This is a genomic window from Imhoffiella purpurea (assembly GCF_000585215.1).
In the GTDB taxonomy this organism is placed as follows: Bacteria; Pseudomonadota; Gammaproteobacteria; order Chromatiales; family Chromatiaceae; genus Imhoffiella; species Imhoffiella purpurea.
The window spans coordinates 42,813-58,842 of the sequence record NZ_AONC01000003.1 but is presented as its reverse complement, the minus strand read 5'-3'; the positions used below and the strand labels follow the sequence as shown (position 1 = coordinate 58,842).

Annotated in this window: 17 protein-coding genes; 12 read left to right on the top strand and 5 right to left on the bottom strand. The window is 65.9% G+C overall.

The genetic code is table 11. The features are described from left to right. Position 1: 1 nt before the first annotated feature. Positions 2–382, bottom strand: a complete 381-nt coding sequence (locus D779_RS01320) for a P-II family nitrogen regulator (RefSeq protein WP_043748282.1) — start codon at positions 380–382, stop codon at positions 2–4. Further along, positions 379–2,205 carry a DUF1538 domain-containing protein gene (locus D779_RS01315; RefSeq protein ID WP_232424035.1) on the bottom strand — a complete coding sequence of 609 codons (1,827 nt, stop codon included), beginning with the start codon at positions 2,203–2,205 and terminating at the stop codon, positions 379–381. The genes D779_RS01320 and D779_RS01315 overlap by 4 nt, the downstream gene beginning before the upstream one ends. Before the next feature lie 468 nt (positions 2,206–2,673). Between D779_RS01315 and gnd the strand changes: the two genes are divergently transcribed. The 12 genes from gnd to thiL all read left to right on the top strand — a co-directional run bounded on the left by gnd (position 2,674) and on the right by thiL (position 13,666). Next, positions 2,674–3,651 (top strand): phosphogluconate dehydrogenase (NAD(+)-dependent, decarboxylating), encoded by a 978-nt coding sequence (gene gnd / locus D779_RS01310; RefSeq protein WP_043748280.1) that lies wholly within the window; start codon positions 2,674–2,676, stop codon positions 3,649–3,651. A 2-nt stretch (positions 3,652–3,653) separates the two neighbouring features. Further along, positions 3,654–4,376 carry a 6-phosphogluconolactonase gene (gene pgl / locus D779_RS01305; protein WP_232424034.1) on the top strand — a complete coding sequence of 241 codons (723 nt, stop codon included), beginning with the start codon at positions 3,654–3,656 and terminating at the stop codon, positions 4,374–4,376. Positions 4,377–4,385: 9 nt separating this feature from the next. Continuing rightward, positions 4,386–5,948, top strand: coding sequence for a glucose-6-phosphate dehydrogenase (zwf, locus tag D779_RS01300; RefSeq protein WP_043748277.1), 1,563 nt, complete (start codon positions 4,386–4,388; stop codon positions 5,946–5,948). A 316-nt stretch (positions 5,949–6,264) separates the two neighbouring features. Next, positions 6,265–6,702 carry a phosphate-starvation-inducible protein PsiE gene (locus tag D779_RS01295; RefSeq protein WP_043748442.1) on the top strand — a complete coding sequence of 146 codons (438 nt, stop codon included), beginning with the start codon at positions 6,265–6,267 and terminating at the stop codon, positions 6,700–6,702. A gap of 84 nt (positions 6,703–6,786) precedes the next feature. Continuing rightward, positions 6,787–8,043: a serine hydroxymethyltransferase gene (glyA, locus tag D779_RS01290; RefSeq protein WP_043748275.1), complete on the top strand. Its 1,257-nt coding sequence runs from the start codon at positions 6,787–6,789 to the stop codon at positions 8,041–8,043. 108 nt (positions 8,044–8,151) lie between these two features. Continuing rightward, positions 8,152–8,667: a transcriptional regulator NrdR gene (nrdR, locus tag D779_RS01285; RefSeq protein ID WP_043748273.1), complete on the top strand. Its 516-nt coding sequence runs from the start codon at positions 8,152–8,154 to the stop codon at positions 8,665–8,667. Beyond that, positions 8,664–9,815: a bifunctional diaminohydroxyphosphoribosylaminopyrimidine deaminase/5-amino-6-(5-phosphoribosylamino)uracil reductase RibD gene (gene ribD, locus D779_RS01280; protein WP_043748271.1), complete on the top strand. Its 1,152-nt coding sequence runs from the start codon at positions 8,664–8,666 to the stop codon at positions 9,813–9,815. The genes nrdR and ribD overlap by 4 nt, the downstream gene beginning before the upstream one ends. A 36-nt stretch (positions 9,816–9,851) precedes the next feature. After that, complete coding sequence (locus tag D779_RS01275) at positions 9,852–10,511, top strand: riboflavin synthase (RefSeq protein WP_043748267.1); 660 nt, start codon at positions 9,852–9,854, stop codon at positions 10,509–10,511. Positions 10,512–10,559: 48 nt separating this feature from the next. Beyond that, the gene (gene ribBA, locus D779_RS01270; protein ID WP_043748265.1) at positions 10,560–11,684 is read left to right on the top strand and encodes a bifunctional 3,4-dihydroxy-2-butanone-4-phosphate synthase/GTP cyclohydrolase II; all 1,125 of its coding nucleotides are present in this window, start codon (positions 10,560–10,562) and stop codon (positions 11,682–11,684) included. Positions 11,685–11,741: 57 nt separating this feature from the next. Continuing rightward, positions 11,742–12,212: a 6,7-dimethyl-8-ribityllumazine synthase gene (gene ribH / locus D779_RS01265; RefSeq protein WP_043748263.1), complete on the top strand. Its 471-nt coding sequence runs from the start codon at positions 11,742–11,744 to the stop codon at positions 12,210–12,212. A gap of 1 nt (position 12,213) precedes the next feature. Further along, the gene (gene nusB, locus D779_RS01260) at positions 12,214–12,705 is read left to right on the top strand and encodes a transcription antitermination factor NusB (protein ID WP_043748261.1); all 492 of its coding nucleotides are present in this window, start codon (positions 12,214–12,216) and stop codon (positions 12,703–12,705) included. A 10-nt stretch (positions 12,706–12,715) separates the two neighbouring features. Beyond that, positions 12,716–13,666, top strand: coding sequence for a thiamine-phosphate kinase (gene thiL, locus D779_RS01255; protein WP_043748259.1), 951 nt, complete (start codon positions 12,716–12,718; stop codon positions 13,664–13,666). 80 nt (positions 13,667–13,746) lie between these two features. Here thiL and D779_RS01250 read toward each other — a convergent pair whose 3' ends face one another. The 3 genes from D779_RS01250 to D779_RS01240 form a co-directional block, all read right to left on the bottom strand. Beyond that, positions 13,747–14,214, bottom strand: coding sequence for a hydrogenase maturation protease (locus tag D779_RS01250; protein WP_043748256.1), 468 nt, complete (start codon positions 14,212–14,214; stop codon positions 13,747–13,749). Between the two features lie 5 nt (positions 14,215–14,219). After that, positions 14,220–15,647 carry a Ni/Fe hydrogenase subunit alpha gene (locus D779_RS01245; protein WP_043748254.1) on the bottom strand — a complete coding sequence of 476 codons (1,428 nt, stop codon included), beginning with the start codon at positions 15,645–15,647 and terminating at the stop codon, positions 14,220–14,222. Between the two features lie 61 nt (positions 15,648–15,708). Next, positions 15,709–15,996: a hypothetical protein gene (locus D779_RS01240; RefSeq protein WP_043748251.1), complete on the bottom strand. Its 288-nt coding sequence runs from the start codon at positions 15,994–15,996 to the stop codon at positions 15,709–15,711. Positions 15,997–16,030 lie beyond the last annotated feature (34 nt).

Below are 16,030 nucleotides of genomic sequence, written 5' to 3'. Positions count from 1 at the left end.
GTCAGGTCCGGCGTCTGGATTTGGGCTTGGCGAGTCGTTCGACGATCTCGGGCGGAACGAAGGTGGCGGCCTTCTCGAGCGGCGTGACCCACATGAAGCCCATGCCTGGTGTATCCATCTGCCCGGCGATGTACATCTTCTCGAAGACACGGTCGACCTGGTCGCCCGAGACGACGATGTTGATCACCTCCTTCTCGGCCTCGACCGCCAGCCCCCAGATCCCCAGACGCTCGCGCACGCCGCGTCCGTGCGCATAGTGGATGCTGGCGCCCTGGGCGCCCGCCTCCTGGGCGGCCTTGACGATCTCATCGGCCATGCCGCGCTGCACGCTGGCGGTGATGAGTGCGACGTCGGTCAGTACGACGATCTCCTGCTTGCTCACGCGGATGCCTCCTGAGCAGCGCTCGTATTCATGGATGCGTCGTAGCGACGATGCTTGCGGCGCACCTTCCACTGGATCCAGAGCCCGGTGATCAGCACCGAGAGGATCGGACAGATCGAGGCCATGGAGAGGATCCCGAAGCCCTCGATCGCGTTCATGGCGTCGCCGAAGCCGAGCCCCATCGCCAGCACCAGCGGAACGGTGACCGGACCCGTGGTGACGCCGGCGCTGTCCCAGGCGATGTTGACGAATTCCTCGGTCGAGAAGAAGGTCAGGAAAACCGCCAGCAGATAGCCCGGGACCAGGAGCCAGGCGATGGAGAAGGCGAAGACGATCTTGGCCACGCCGAGCATGAGTCCGAAGCCGACCCCGATCGAGACCGCGTTCATGAGCAGCTGCTTGCGGAAGGCGCCGTTGGTCAGGTTCTCGACCGTCAGCCCCAGTGCGTTGAGCGCCGGTTCGGCCAGTGTGGCGCCGAAGCCGAGCAGCCAGGCGAAGACGAAGGCGATGGTGAGGCCGAGCTCGAAGCTGTAGAGCGGATCGCCCTCGACCGCGGCGATCTCGGTGAAGGAGGCCGGCACCAGTCCGCCGGACTGACTGCCCAGCTTGGTGAGTCCGTAGGTGAGACCGAGGTTGAAGATGATCATGCCGATGACGGCGAGTGTGATGCCGTAGGTGATGTTGCCCGGATGCTGGATGCGTTCTCTCAGCACCAGGCGCAGCACCAGGAAGAGGAAGAGTACCAGCGGCAGGATGGCGCGCAGTCCGCCGAGGATCTCGAGCCAGGGCGTTCGGGCGTACCAGTCGGGCTCGGTGGCGAGCGCGCTGGCCTCGGCCGCGGCGGCGATGATCTCCTCCGGGCTCGAGACCTGGGCGACGTAGAGCGCCAGCAGTTCCACGCCCAGGATCGGAAAGAGCGAGGCGAGGGTGACGATGCCGAAGCCCGAGAGCGATGTCTGGCCCTTGCCGGCGGCCGCCGCGATGCCGATTCCCAGGGACAGCACCAGCGGGACGGTGACCGGTCCGGTAGTGACGGCCCCGCAGTCCCAGGCCAGCCCCAGCGTCTTGGCCAGCTCGGGATCCTGCAGGATGTAGAGCGTCAATCCGAGCGTGGGGAGCAGGGTCAGATAGATGAGCGGCTTGAGGCTCCAGCCGTAGAGGAAGCGCAGGGTGCCGAGCACGGCGGCGATGCCGACGCCCAGCCCGACCCCGAGGACGAGGATCTCGGACCAGTCGTTGAGCAGGGTATAGAGATAGGGGGCGGATTCGACCCGCACGATCTGTCCAGCCGCCTTGAGCGCGCCGATCGCCGGTTCGGCGAAGGTGACGCCGATGCCCAAGAGGAAGGCGATGAGCAGCACCAGGTGCAGATGGGCCTTGGCCGGCAGCGTGCTGCCCAGGGTCTCGCCGAAGGGCATGAGCCCGACCTTGAGTCCCTCCATGAAGCACATGAGGCCGAGGATGACGGCGACCAGTCCGCCGGCGATGATCCAGGCGTCGAGGATGTTCTGGTGCAGGACGAAGAGCTGGAACAGGACCAGGTAGAGCGCCAGCGGCAGCACGGCGCGAATCTGCTCCATGAAGCGGACGCTGACGTAGGGGCGGATCAGACGGTAGGCATCGATGGGCCTGAGCCGGATCCTGGACGCCTGATAGGGGATCTCTCTCCCTTCCGCGTCGCGCCAGACCTTGGGTGTGAGGCTGTTGTAGGAGATGCGGTTCTGCTGGACCGTGATCTCACGGACGAAGGCGCCGAAGCGGATCTCGGTCGGCATCGTTTGCGGCGCGGTCTGGTCTCCGCTGTCGGATTCCGTTCGTGGCAACTGCATGTCCTCCGGTGTCGCATTCTGGTCGTTCGGGCCCGGATGCTTCATCGTGATTCCGTTTCGCGTTCTCGGGCGCGCTGTCCGCCGCGCGAGCGGCGGGTCGCGGACCCCGGTCGTCCGCGTCGCGACTGAGCAGGCGGGAAGTGTATTGGGTTTAAGGACCTGATCTCAAATCCGGTTCGTCTCGATGCCCGGTCGATGACCGAATGTTAATGTCGGTCTCAAGCCCGCCGGGGGTGTGTAGGTGCGATGCGATACCCAATCTAGTACCACGGAGCCCGTTCGGTTTGCGTTCGGGGTGGACCGCGAGAGCTCGGTGTCCACACCACCCGATCGCCTCTGTGGTTGTATCCTTCTGGTGCGGCTGCATTGAACCCTTCGTGAGCCGTCCGGTCGGTAAACCCATGTGGGTACTTGGACGGGCTGCCGACGCCCTTTTCCATCGAACGAGTCAGGAGGCAAGGTATGCAGATCGCAATGGTCGGTTTGGGACGCATGGGCGGAAACATGGCCCGGCGCCTGATGCGCGATGGCCATGAGTGCGTGGTCTACGATCGCGACCCGGCGGCCGTGGAGGCGCTGGTCGCGGATGGGGCGGTCGGGGTCGGCGACCTGGCCGATCTGGCCGGACATCTGGCTCCTCCGCGCGCGGCCTGGGTGATGCTGCCGGCCGGATCCGTCACCGATCGGGTCGTGTCCGAGCTGGCGGGTTATTTCAGCCCTGGAGACGTCATCGTCGATGGCGGCAACAGCCATTACAAGGACGACGTCCGGCGCGCCAAGACCCTCGTCGAGCAGGGCATCCATTATATCGATGCGGGGACCAGTGGCGGCGTCTGGGGGCTCGAGCGGGGCTACTGCCTGATGGTCGGCGGACCGGCCGAGGCGGTGACCCGGCTGGAGCCCGTGTTCGCGACCCTGGCCCCCGGGGATTCGGGGATCCCTCCTTCACCCGGTCGAACCGGTGGCGGCAGCGCCGAACGTGGCTATCTCCACTGCGGTCCGGCGGGGGCGGGGCACTTCGTCAAGATGGTCCACAACGGTATCGAATACGGGCTCATGCAGGCCTACGCCGAGGGCTTCGACATCCTGCGCAACGCGAATTCCGAGTCGCTCCCCCCCGACGAGCGCTACGATTTGGATCTGGCCGATATCGCCGAGCTGTGGCGGCGCGGCAGCGTGGTGACCTCCTGGTTGCTCGACCTCTCGGCCTCGGCCCTGGCGGAGAATCCGGATCTCTCGAATTACAGCGGTTTCGTCCAGGATTCGGGCGAGGGCCGCTGGACGGTTCAGGCGGCGATCGACGAGGCCGTTCCGGCCGAGGTGCTGACGGCGGCGCTCTTCGCCCGCTTCCGCTCGCGCCAGGAGCATACCTTTGCCGAGAAGGTGCTCTCGGCCATGCGCCATGGCTTCGGCGGGCATCGAGAGCCCACGGGGGACTGATCGTGCCCCATCGTCAGCACAGTCGTTTGCGTGCCTTCCCGACGCTGGAGGCGCTGGAACAGGCGGCGGTGAATGTCATCCTGGGCGTCGCCGCCCAATCGATCGCGTCGAACGGAAGGTTTAGCCTGGTTCTGGCCGGAGGACGGACGCCGCGGTCCATCTACCAGGCCCTGCGGTCCGCCGATACGCGCTGGTCGGCCTGGTCGATCTATTACGGCGACGAGCGCTGCCTGCCCCCGGACGATGCCGAGCGCAACAGCCGCATGGCCGCAGAGGCCCTGCTCGATGCGGTGCCCATTCCACCGGGGCGGATCCATGCCATCCCCGCCGAGCTCGGGCCCGAGCAGGCGGCCGCCGCCTATAGCCGCGAGCTCGCCGATGTCGATGCCTTCGATCTCGTCCTTTTGGGGCTCGGCGAAGACGGGCATACGGCCAGTCTCTTTCCGGGCGGCGACTGGGAGCGCTCGACGCGCTGGCCGGACGCCATCGCGGTGCACGGCGCCCCCAAGCCGCCAGAGTCGCGTGTCTCGCTGAGCCCTGCGCGCTTGAGCTATGCCCGCCGCTGTCTCTTTCTCGTCGCCGGGGCGGACAAACGGGATGCGGTCTCGCGCTGGTGCGCCGGGGTCGACTTGCCCGCGAGCCGGATCGGTGCGATCGAAGGGGTCGACGTCTTCACCTGTATCAATGCTCGGCCCGTTCCGCCCCCCGAGTCATCCGCCGAATAGGAGTCGGACATGCCACCCAGCATCGACCTCACGACCCGTATCGATCTTCCCGAGACCCAGCTGCCCAAGGCCGAGCCCTGCGTTCTGGTGATCTTCGGCGCGACCGGGGATCTGACCTGGCGCAAGCTGATTCCATCCCTCTTCAGTCTGGCTCGCAAGGATTGTCTGGCCGAAGACTTCCGGATACTGGGGATCGGGCGCCGCGAGATGAGCGACGATGCGTTCCGGGACGATCTGCGCGGACGCCTCACGGCGAGCGGGAGCGACAAGGGGACGGCGGAGGCCGGCGCCTTCACCGAGGATGCCTGGAACGCCTTCGCGGCATCCATTTCCTATCTCTCCGGTGATTTTTTCGATCCCGAGACGCACCGGCGCCTGGCCGAGCGCATGAAGGACTTCCCCGGCGCCAACCGCCTCTTCTATCTCGCGACCGCCCCCAGCGCCGCGCCCGAGATCGTCCGGCGGCTCGCCGAGGTCGGGCTCAATCGCGAGGAGCGGGGTTTCTCGCGCATCGTCCTCGAAAAGCCCTTCGGTCACGACCTGGCATCGGCCCAGGAGCTGAATCGGCTGATCGCCGAGGATTTCGACGAGTCGCAGGTCTACCGCATCGATCATTATCTGGGCAAGGAAACGGTCCAGAACGTCCTTTTCTTCCGCTTCGGCAATGCGCTCTTCGAGTCGGTCTGGAATCGCAATCACATCGAGTACGTCGAGATCACGGCCGCCGAGTCGCTCGGCGTGGGTCACCGGGCCGGCTATTACGACGAGTCGGGCGCGCTGCGCGACATGGTGGCCAATCATTTGATGCAGCTGCTGGCCCTGACGGCCATGGATGCCCCCGTGTCGCTGGAGGCCGATTCGGTGCACGACAAGAAGTCCGAGGTCTGGCGCAGCATTCGCCCCATGACCCCGGAGCAGGTCGCCAGCCGGACCGTGCGCGCCCAGTATGTCGCCGGCACGGTCGGCGGGGAGCAGGTGCCGGGCTGGCTGGAGGAGCCGGATGTGCCGGCCTCGTCCCGCACCGAGACCTATGTCGCGCTCGATCTGCGCATCGACAACTGGCGCTGGGCCGGGGTGCCCTTCTATCTGCGCACCGGCAAGCGTCTGGCGCAGCAGGTCACCGAGATCGCGGTCCACTTCCACAAGCCGCCGCTCAGCTTCTTCCCCTGTCAGGACTGTTTCCAGTCCAACGTCATCATCCTGCGCATCCAGCCGGACGAGGGCATCAGTCTCACCTTCGGCGCCAAGCAGCCGGGTACCTCGCGCCGGGCCGTGCCGGTGAGCATGGATTTCTGCTATCAGGGCAACTTCGAGGATCCGCTCTCGGCCTATGCGGTGCTGCTGCTGGACGCGCTGCGCGGCGACTCGACCCAGTTCACCCGCGGCGACGGGGTCGAGGCCCAGTGGCGCATCATGACCCCCATTGCGACCGCCTGGGCCGAGCAGGATCAAGAGCCCATGCCGACCTATGTCGCGGGCAGCGACGGGCCGCACCAGGCCGAGGGACTGCTGGAATGGAACGGCCATGCCTGGCGCTCCATCGCCGATGCGCGCTGGGCGTGCCGGATCTGACTTCTTCGGTTCGACCCCTCGACGGAACCCGAATAGCGACCGCCGGTCCGAGTAGCCTGCCGCCCGTTTCCCGTTGGGATCGGGCGGTTTTCGTGCGGCGGACAACGGCCGGCTGAGACTCGGATCGGGTTTTCGGATTCCGAGCCCGAAGGGTTTTCATCTCGCCCCCGTTCTCTGTATGCCCAAACCGGATCAAGTGGTCGATAGAACGAGATTGTGGAACCCATGAATGTGTTGAGATCGGACCCTGTTGCGGGGTCGAAACGGATCGTTGTTTCGCTTGAGGGCGCGGATGCCCATCTGGGAATGGACGCCCATGACCAATAAGCCGCGTCATCCCCTCGTCGCCCGTCTGGTGGTGGGTGCGCTGGCCTATGTCGAGCTCGTCGGGCTCGGTGCCATTACCATCGCGACCGTGATCGCCGGCGGCCAGGAGCTCTATGAGATGGTCGAGCTGCGCAGGGTTACGCTGGCCGACCTGCTGCTGCTCTTCATCTATCTGGAGGTGCTGAGCATGGTGGCGGTCTATCTGGAATCGGGCGCGCTGCCGGTGCGGATGCCGCTCTACATCGCCATGGTCGCGCTCGCCCGCCATCTGATCCTGGACATGAAGGGATTCACCGAATGGCAGGTCATCGCCACCTCGGTCGCGATCCTGATCCTGGCCGGGGCCGTTCTGGTGATCCGTTTCGGGCATTCGCGCTACCCCTACGAGGTCTCTCGCGAGGGAGGCGGTCGCGAGCGCGACGGCTGATCCGATTTTCCTTGTATCCAGCCGCGACGCAGGGTTTGAAAATCGTTACAATACCCTGCTTTGCGGCGCCTGAGGGCAAGACAGATGTTTGACAAGACCATGCAGATCAGCGATTACGACCCGGAGCTCTGGGCCGCCATCCAGGACGAGGAGCGCCGTCAGGAAGACCACGTCGAGCTCATCGCCTCCGAGAACTATGCGAGCCCCCGCGTCATGCAGGCCCAGGGCGGCGTCCTGACCAACAAATATGCCGAAGGCTATCCGAGCAAGCGCTATTACGGCGGCTGCGAGTACGTCGATGTCGCCGAGCAGCTCGCCATCGATCGTGCCAAGGAGCTCTTCGGCGCCGATTACGCCAACGTCCAGCCGCACTCGGGCTCCCAGGCCAACGCCGCCGTCTACATGGCCCTCTGTCAGCCGGGCGATACCGTGCTCGGCATGAGCCTGGCCCACGGTGGGCACCTGACCCACGGAGCCAAGCCGAACTTCTCCGGCAAGATCTACAACGCGGTCCAGTACGGCCTGAACCCGGAGACCGGCGAGATCGACTACGACGCCGTCGAGCGTCTTGCCAAGGAGCACAAGCCGCGCATGATCGTCGCCGGATTCTCGGCCTATTCGCGCGTGGTCGACTGGCAGCGCTTTCGCGACATCGCGGACGCCGTCGGTGCCTATCTGATGGTCGACATGGCTCATGTCGCGGGCCTGGTCGCGGCCGGCGTCTATCCGAGCCCGGTCCAGATCGCGGACGTCACCACCACCACCACGCACAAGACCCTGCGCGGTCCGCGCGGCGGTCTCATCCTCGCCAAGTCCAATCCCGAGATCGAGAAGAAGCTCAACTCGGTCGTCTTCCCCGGCATCCAGGGCGGTCCGCTGATGCACGTGATCGCGGCCAAGGCCGTCGCCTTCAAGGAGGCGCTGGAGCCCGGCTTCAAGACCTACCAGGAGCAGGTGGTGCGCAACGCCAAGGCCATGGCCGAGGTCTTCATCGCCCGCGGCTATGACGTGGTCTCCGGCGGCACCGACGATCATCTCTTCCTGGTGAGCTTCATCGAGCAGGGTCTGACCGGCAAGGACGTGGACGCCTGGCTGGGCGACTCCAACATCACGGTCAACAAGAACGCCGTGCCCAACGACCCCCAGTCGCCCTTCGTGACCAGCGGCATCCGGGTCGGCACCCCGGCCATCACCACCCGCGGCTTCGGCACCGACGAGGCGACCGCGCTCGCCGGCTGGATGTGCGACGTCATCGACGGTCGCGGAGACACCTCGGTCATCGAAGACGTCAAGGCCAAGGTGCTGGATCTCTGCAAGCGCTTCCCCGTCTACGGTCGCTGAGCCCGGATCCAGCGGTTGCGGCGCATGACCTCGAATCCATCGCCACCTCGGTTTCCGGCCGCCAGTGTTGCTGGTGGCTGGATGCTGGCGGCTGGAGGCTGAATCCCCATGCGCTGTCCCTTCTGCGGTGCCCAGGATACCAAGGTGGTCGACTCGCGCCTCTCGGGCGAGGGCGATCAGGTTCGGCGCCGGCGCAAGTGCACGGTCTGCAAGGAACGCTTCACCACCTACGAGTCCGCCGAGCTGAATCTGCCCCGGATCGTCAAGCGCGACGGCAGCCGCGTCCCCTTCGACGGCCGCAAGCTGCGCTCCGGGATGATGCGGGCGCTGGAGAAGCGTCCGGTCAGCACCGAGCAGATCGACACCGCCATGGCGCGCATCCAGCGCCGGCTCATGTCGAGCGGCGAGCGCGAGATCCCCTCGCTGGGGGTGGGCGAGATGGTCATGGACGAGCTGCGCCAGCTCGATCAGGTCGCTTACGTGCGCTTCGCCTCGGTCTATCGTCATTTCGAGGACGTGGCCGCCTTCCGCGAGGAGATCGAACGGCTCGAGCGTCACCCCAATCCCGACCTCAAGAACCACCAGCTGGATCTGCTCGAGGATCTGGAGCCGAAGACGCGATGACCGACGACCGTCCGGGTCCGCGACGGGTTGCGGATCGGGAATACATGGCCCGTGCCATCCGCCTGGCCCGGCTCGGACGTTTCACCACGGATCCCAATCCCCGCGTCGGCTGCGTGCTGGTCCGCGACGGTCGGGTCGTCGGCGAGGGCTGGCATCGCCGGGCCGGCGGTCCGCATGCCGAGCGCCATGCGCTGGCCCAGGCTGGTGCCGAGGCGCGTGGCGCCACGGCCTATGTGACGCTGGAGCCTTGCAGCCACCATGGCCGGACCCCACCTTGCGCCGATGCCATGGTCGAGGCCGGTGTCGCTCGAGTGGTCTGCGCCATGGTCGATCCTAACCCCTTGGTTGCCGGGCGGGGGCTGGCGCGGCTGGGCGATGCCGGGATCGAGACGTCGATCGGTGTACTGGAGGCCGAGGCGCGTTCCCTGAATTCGGGGTTCGTCAAACGCATGGAGCATGGGCTGCCTTATGTGCGCTGCAAGATGGCGGCGAGCCTGGACGGCCGGACCGCCATGGCCGACGGCGAGAGCCGCTGGATCAGCTCGGCCGAGTCGCGTCGCGACGTGCAGTCCCTGCGGGCCGGGAGCTCGGCGATCCTGACCGGGATCGGGACGGTGCTGGCCGACGATCCCAGTATGAACGTGCGTCTGTCGGCGGGCGATCTGGAGGGGATGGAGTCGGGCGAACTGATCCGCCAGCCGCTGCGCGTGGTGGTGGACAGCCGTTGGCGCATGCCGGCCGATGCCCGCATGTTGGGTCTCGAAGGCGAGACGCTGGTGGTCGGAGTCGCGGATGCACCCGAGCGCATGGCCGCCCTGGAATCGGCCGGCGCCTCCGTCTGGCATGCGCCCCGGTCGAACGGCCGTGTCGATCTCCGGGCGCTCATGGCGGAGCTGGCGCGGCGCGAGATCAACGAGGTGATGCTCGAATCGGGTCCGAATCTGGCCGGCGCCATGCTGGAGGCCGGCCTGGTCGACGAGATACAGCTCTATCTGGCGCCCCATCTGATGGGCGATGCCGCGCGCGGGCTCTTCCATCTGCCCGGGATCTCGGCCATGGCCGACCGGCTGGCGCTGGAGATCCTGGATGCGCGGCGGGTCGGGCCGGACCTGCGTCTCCGTTTGGCGGTCGGCGGCCCCACTATCTGATCCTCCAGGTATCCCCTGGCTTGCAGGAATCCATTCATGTTCACTGGAATCATTCAATCGGTCGGTCGGATCCGGCGCCTGGAGCCGCGAGGCGGCGACGTGCGGCTGTCGATCGAGACCGGCAAGCTGTCGCTCGACGAGGTGGTCCTCGGGGACAGCATCGCCGTCAACGGCGTCTGTCTCACGGCGGTCGAGCTGAATCCGCAGGGATTCGCGGCCGACGTCTCGCGCGAGAGCCTGTCGCTGACGACCCTGGGCGGCCTGGCTCCCGGCAGCCGGGTCAATCTCGAAAAGGCACTGACGCTCTCGACGCCCCTGGGCGGGCATCTGGTGAGCGGTCATGTGGACGGGGTCGGCACCCTGCTGGAGCGGCACGAGGACGCCCGTTCCTGGCGTCTGCGTATCCAGGCGCCGGACGGGCTGGCGCGCTACATCGCCCACAAAGGCTCGGTCTGCGTCGACGGGACCAGCCTGACCGTCAACCGGGTCGAGGGGGCGGTCTTCGAGCTCAACATCGTTCCCCATACCGTCCAGGAGACCGTCATCGGCGACTACGGTCCCGGTACCCGCGTCAATCTGGAGGTGGATCTGGTCGCCCGCTATCTGGAGCGTCTGCTGCTCGGCGAACGCGCGGCCGATCCCAATGCCTCGGGCCTGACCCTCGATTTCCTCGCCGAGCACGGCTTCATGAAGTGAGCCGGTCCCGGCCCATCCCATTCATGCCTCACCGATGAAAGTACAGCTATGACGAGTCCCGGCCTGAACAGCACCGAAGAGATCATCGAGGACCTGCGGCAGGGCAGGATGGTCGTCATCATGGACGACGAGGATCGCGAGAACGAGGGCGATCTGCTGATGGCGGCGGACTGCGTGACCCCCGAGGCGGTCAACTTCATGGCCAAGCACGGCCGCGGTCTCATCTGTCTGACCCTGACCAAGGAGCGCTGCGAGCGTTTGCGTCTCCCGCTGATGGTCAACGACAACCAGGCGGCCCATTCCACCGCCTTCACGGTCTCGATCGAGGCCGCGCGCGGCGTGACCACCGGGATCTCGGCGGCGGACCGGGCGACCACCGTCAAGGCGGCGGTGGCCCCGCAGGCCAGCCCCAAGGATCTGGTGATGCCCGGCCATGTCTTCCCCATCATGGCCCAGCCGGGCGGGGTGCTGGTGAGGGCCGGGCATACCGAGGCCGGCTGCGACTTCGCCCGTCTGGCCGGATTCACCCCGGCGGCCATGATCGTCGAGATCATGAACGAGGACGGCACCATGGCGCGCCGTCCCGATCTGGAGGCATTCGCCAAGGCGCACGATATCAAGATCGGGACCATCGCCGATCTGATCCACTATCGGGTGCGCAACGAGAAGGCCGTGATGCGCGAGTGCGTATGCGAGCTGCCGACCCCCGCCGCGACATTCCGTGTCGTCGCCTATCGCGACACCATCGACAAGGAGATCCATCTGGCCCTGACGCTGGGCGAGATCCGGCCCGATCGGCCGACTCTGGTGCGCGTGCATCTGCAGAACACCCTGTGCGATCTCTTCGGTACCACCCACAATGCCTGCGGCTGGCCCTTGCAGGACGCGATGCGTCAGGTGGCGGCCGAGGGGGAGGGCGTGATCGTGGTGCTGCGCAATCGCGACAGCTCGGCCGATCTGCTGGCCCGGCTCAAGGATTTCCAGCTGCACGACGGCGACGACGAGGTTCCGGCCCGGCGCCAGGATCGCAGCGAGCTCCGGACCTATGGCATCGGTGCCCAGATATTGTCCGATCTGGGGGTCCGCAAGATGCGGGTCATGAGCGCCCCCAAGTCGATGCACGCGATCTCCGGATTCGATCTGGAGGTCGTCGAATACACGGGCGGAAAATAGGATCTGCCGCATTGGCGTGCATTGGATATGGATAGACCCTGAATCATTCGAGGTAATATGACGATCAAGACCATTGAAGGCGCCATGCGCGCCGACCGTGCCCGTTTCTGTCTGGTGGTGTCCCGCTGGAACAGTTTCGTGGTCGAGAGCCTGGAGAAGGGCGCGATCGACGCGCTCAAGCGGCACGGCGCGACCGACGAGGACCTGACCATCGTGCGGGTGCCGGGCGCCTTCGAGATGCCCGTGACGATCGAGCGGATCGCGGCCAAGGGCGGCTACGACGCCATCGTCGCGCTGGGCGCCGTGATCCGGGGCGGGACGCCGCACTTCGAGTACGTGGCGGGCGAATGCGTCAAGGGCATGGCCCAGGTCAGTCTCAAGTACGGCCTGCCGGTCGCCTTCGGCGTGCTGACCGTCGACAGCATCGAGCAGGCGATCGAGCGCGCGGGAACCAAGGCCGGCAACAAGGGCGCCGAGGCGGCCATGTCCGCACTGGAGATGGTGGGCCTCATGAGGCAGATCGGCTGACATGGTGGGACCACGCACCCAGTCGCGGCGCTATGCCGCACTCGCGCTCTATCAATGGCGTCTGACCGGCGACGATCCCATGACGATCAAGCGTCATCTGCTCGACGATCCGGACTGGCTCGATGCCGTCGCCGCCTCCCTGAGCGGGATCGGCGAGGAAGAGGCATTGGAGGGCAAGGAGCGCTTCAACTTCAATCTGGAGCTGCTCGAGCAATTGCTGAATGGAGTGCCAGAGCACATCGAGGAGATCGATAGCCAGCTCGATTCCTTCCTCGATCGTCCCATCAGTCAGGTGGACCCGGTCGAACTGGCCATCCTGCGTCTCGGCGCCTTCGAGATCCTCTTCTCCGACAGCGTTCCGGATCGCGTGGCCATCAACGAGGCGGTCGAGCTGACCAAGTTGCTCGGCGCCCACGAGGGGCACAGATACGTCAACGGCGTGCTCGACAAGATCGCCCGTCGCCGCGCCGGCGACATGAACCGCAAGGTGTGAGCTGCCGCGCGTGTCCGAGTTCGACCTGATCCGCAGCTATTTCGCCAACCTGGGTCCCTGCCGTCTGGACGTGGGGCTCGGGGTCGGTGACGACTGTGCCCTATTGGACGTGCCAGAGGGCCGATCGCTCGCCGTCAGCATGGATACCCTGGTCGCGGGCACGCATTTCTTCTCCGACTGCGATCCCGCCGCCATCGGCTACAAGTCGCTCGCCGTCGGGCTCAGCGATCTCGCCGCCATGGGGGCCGAGCCGGCCTGGTCGACCCTCGCACTGACCCTGCCGAGCCCGGATCCGGTCTGGATTCGCGAGTTCAGCGCCGGTTATGCGCGTCTGTCGAATGCCTACGGTATCCGGCTGGTGGGTGGCGATACCACGCGAGGCCCCTTGAGCGTGACGGTTCAGGTCCATGGCTTCGTCCCATCCGGCTCGGCGGTACGCCGCTGTGGCGCCCGTTCGGGCGATCTGGTCTTCGTCAGCGGGACGCTGGGCGATGCTGGGCTGGCCCTGCGTCACCTGCTCGCTGGCGAGGCCGTGGAGCCAGATCTGCGGCGTCGTCTCGAATATCCGACCCCGCGCGTCGAGCTGGGACGGCATTTGCTCGGACTGGCGACCGCGATGATCGACATCTCGGATGGATTGGCGGCGGACCTGAGCCACATCTTGGCCGCATCCAGGGTCGGGGCCGAGCTGGACCTGGCCCGGCTGCCGCTGTCGCCCCAAGTCGCCGAGGCCGTTGCCGCATCGGACGACTGGGCATTGCCACTCGCATCGGGGGACGATTACGAGCTCTGTTTCTGTTTGCCGCCCGAACGCGCCATCCAGGCCCGAGAGCTGGCGAGAGAATTGGGCTGCCCCGTTTGCCAGATCGGTGTGATTCGGCCCGGCTCGGGTCTCGAATGTCGGCTCGCCGACGGCAGTCCGCTCATGCTCGACAGGCTCGGATACGATCATTTTCGATAGGGATCGCATCATCTGTCATCCTCGGGATAGGCTGACAGCTCACGGGAAATCCTCGTTTCCAGCGGAACCGAAGGGGAGCGTCATCGATCGACCGTTTCCAGATTCGGTTCGGCGACGAGTCGGTCGACCGCCTCGAGCATCCGCTCGAGGGCGGATTCGGCGATGGGGGTGAGCTGATAGCTGGCATAGTCGAGCGAGGAGATCCCGGCCGAGACCAGATAGGACTCGGGCGCGCGACCGTAGAGGGTCTGGCACCAGGCCAGGAGTTCGCGCGGGTCGAGGAAATGGGCCATGGTCGAGACGGCCTCGGAATCGGGCTCCAATCGCCGGCAGCGCACCTCGCCGGGCTCCGCGTCCACCGATGCGTCGAGGAAGATGACGCGTTCCTTGTCCACCAGATCGGCGACCAGCTCGGCCGTCAGGATGTGGCGCGAGATCACCTGCACATGATCCGGTAGATCGGCACTCCCCAGGCGGTCCGCGGCCAGGGGCCCAAGGGCGTCGTCGCCGCGGATCGGGCTGCCGTAGCCGATGATGAGCGTCCTCAAGTGCGTCAGCTCCGGCTGAGGGTGTCGACCAGCTGCCCCGAGCGGTCGCGCAGCTCGATGTGCAGCGGCATCTGGCCGAAGGCGTGCGAGGCGCAGGACAGACAGGGATCGAAGCAGCGGATGACCGCCTCGACGCGGTTCAGCATGCCTTCCTTGAGGTCGTTGCCGTCGACATAGGCGTCGGCGACCTGGCGGATAGCCTGATTCATGGCCAGGTTGTTGTGTCCGGTGGCGATGATGAGATTGACCCAGGTGATGAGCCCCTCGTCGTCGATCCGGTAGTGATGGATGAGGGTTCCGCGCGGTGCCTCGGAGACGCCGATGCCCTCGTAGCGGTTGCTGCGGGCGCGCGCGCGTACCCGGTGGTCCAGGATGGTGGGATCCTTGAGCAGACGCTCCATCATCTCCAGCCCGAAGATGATCTCGACCAGCCGGGCATAGTGATAGTGGAAGCTGCTGGCGATGGGGCCGGATTCCTGCAGCATGTGGAACTCGGCCAGGGCGACGTCGGCGTAGGGAGTGCCGCAGGTGTTGGCGTTGTTGAGCCGGGCCAGTGGGCCGACCCGGTAGATGCCCTGCGGATAGCCGTGGGGTTTGTAATAGGGGAACTTCATGTAGCTGAAGTCCTCGACCGCCTCGCCGATCAGGCGCTCGTAGTCCTCGGGCGGGACCATGTCCTCGAGGATGCGTCCCTGGGCGTCCTTGAGCCGAAAGAGTCCGTCGTAGTGCTCCAGATTGCCCTGGGGCGTCACCAGGCTCAGGAACATGGTCGGCTGGTTGCCGAAATGGTTCGCCTCGTCCTGGAACTTGGGGACCAGGGCCTTGAAGAAGGCGTAAGTCCGCTTGGCGATCTCCAGCCCCTCCGGCAGGAGCGCGAGCATGGCGTCGCGTTTCTCCTGCGACAGCGGCTCGTTCACCCCGCCCGGGACGACCCAGGTCGGATGGATCTTCTTGCCTCCGAGCATCTCGATGATGGTCTGGCCGATCTGGCGCAGACGGATGCCGTCCTTCGCCAGTGCCGGATCCTGGCGCATGACGCCGAAGATGTTGCGCGAGGCCGGATCCGCGTCCCAGCCCAGGAGAAGATCGGGCGAGGAGAGGTGGAAGAAGGACAGCGCGTGGGACTGGACCAGCTGGGCCAGATTCATGATGCGGCGCAGCTTCTCCCCGGTCGGCGGGATGCTGACCGAGAGCAGATGGTCGCAGGCCTTGTTCGAGGCGAGCAGATGGCTGACCGGGCAGATGCCGCAGGTCCGGGCGGTCAGTGCCGGCATCTCGCGGTAGGGGCGGCCCTCGCAGAACTTCTCGAATCCGCGGAACTGGGTGAGATGGAACTTGGCGTCCTCCACCTCGCCGCCGTCACCGAGTTGAAGCGTGATGCGCGCATGTCCCTCGATACGAGTGACTGGTTCGATGGTGAGGGTTCGGCTCATGGATTCAGCCCCTTGTGCATGACGATGGGTCGATTGCTGAGGTGTGGCGATCCGGGAAGTTTCAGGCGCCGTTCGCCTTCTCTTCGTTCTCCAGCGCCTTGCTGGTGATCTCGTGATAGAGATGGGTGATTTTGGCGATGATCTCGTGGAGCTCCGGATGACTATCCCATTTGTGTTGCATGCCTTGGGCGTCCTCGAATACATCTTGGAGGAACTGGATGTCGAAGCTGTCCAGGCGATCGCCTCGTTCGACCTTCTCCTTGAGGTCGAGCGCTCGCGGCAGGCGCTGGGTTCGCATTCGGTCCAATAGGGTTACGATGATTCCTGCCTCCAGTTGTTGGTCGATCATCTAGTGGTGTCTCCGGATAGTCTCTTATCGTTAG

Bases quoted from the DNA above. Each gene is read 5' to 3' on its own strand.
- D779_RS01295 (WP_043748442.1), top strand. From the start codon at position 6,265: ATGACCAATAAGCCGCGTCATCCCCTCGTCGCCCGTCTGGTGGTGGGT.
- gnd (WP_043748280.1), top strand. From the start codon at position 2,674: ATGCAGATCGCAATGGTCGGTTTGGGACGCATGGGCGGAAACATGGCC.
- glyA (WP_043748275.1), top strand. From the start codon at position 6,787: ATGTTTGACAAGACCATGCAGATCAGCGATTACGACCCGGAGCTCTGG.
- ribH (WP_043748263.1), top strand. From the start codon at position 11,742: ATGACGATCAAGACCATTGAAGGCGCCATGCGCGCCGACCGTGCCCGT.
- ribBA (WP_043748265.1), top strand. From the start codon at position 10,560: ATGACGAGTCCCGGCCTGAACAGCACCGAAGAGATCATCGAGGACCTG.
- zwf (WP_043748277.1), top strand. From the start codon at position 4,386: ATGCCACCCAGCATCGACCTCACGACCCGTATCGATCTTCCCGAGACC.
- D779_RS01245 (WP_043748254.1), bottom strand. From the start codon at position 15,647: ATGAGCCGAACCCTCACCATCGAACCAGTCACTCGTATCGAGGGACAT.
- ribD (WP_043748271.1), top strand. From the start codon at position 8,664: ATGACCGACGACCGTCCGGGTCCGCGACGGGTTGCGGATCGGGAATAC.
- nrdR (WP_043748273.1), top strand. From the start codon at position 8,152: ATGCGCTGTCCCTTCTGCGGTGCCCAGGATACCAAGGTGGTCGACTCG.
- nusB (WP_043748261.1), top strand. From the start codon at position 12,214: ATGGTGGGACCACGCACCCAGTCGCGGCGCTATGCCGCACTCGCGCTC.
- D779_RS01275 (WP_043748267.1), top strand. From the start codon at position 9,852: ATGTTCACTGGAATCATTCAATCGGTCGGTCGGATCCGGCGCCTGGAG.
- D779_RS01240 (WP_043748251.1), bottom strand. From the start codon at position 15,996: ATGATCGACCAACAACTGGAGGCAGGAATCATCGTAACCCTATTGGAC.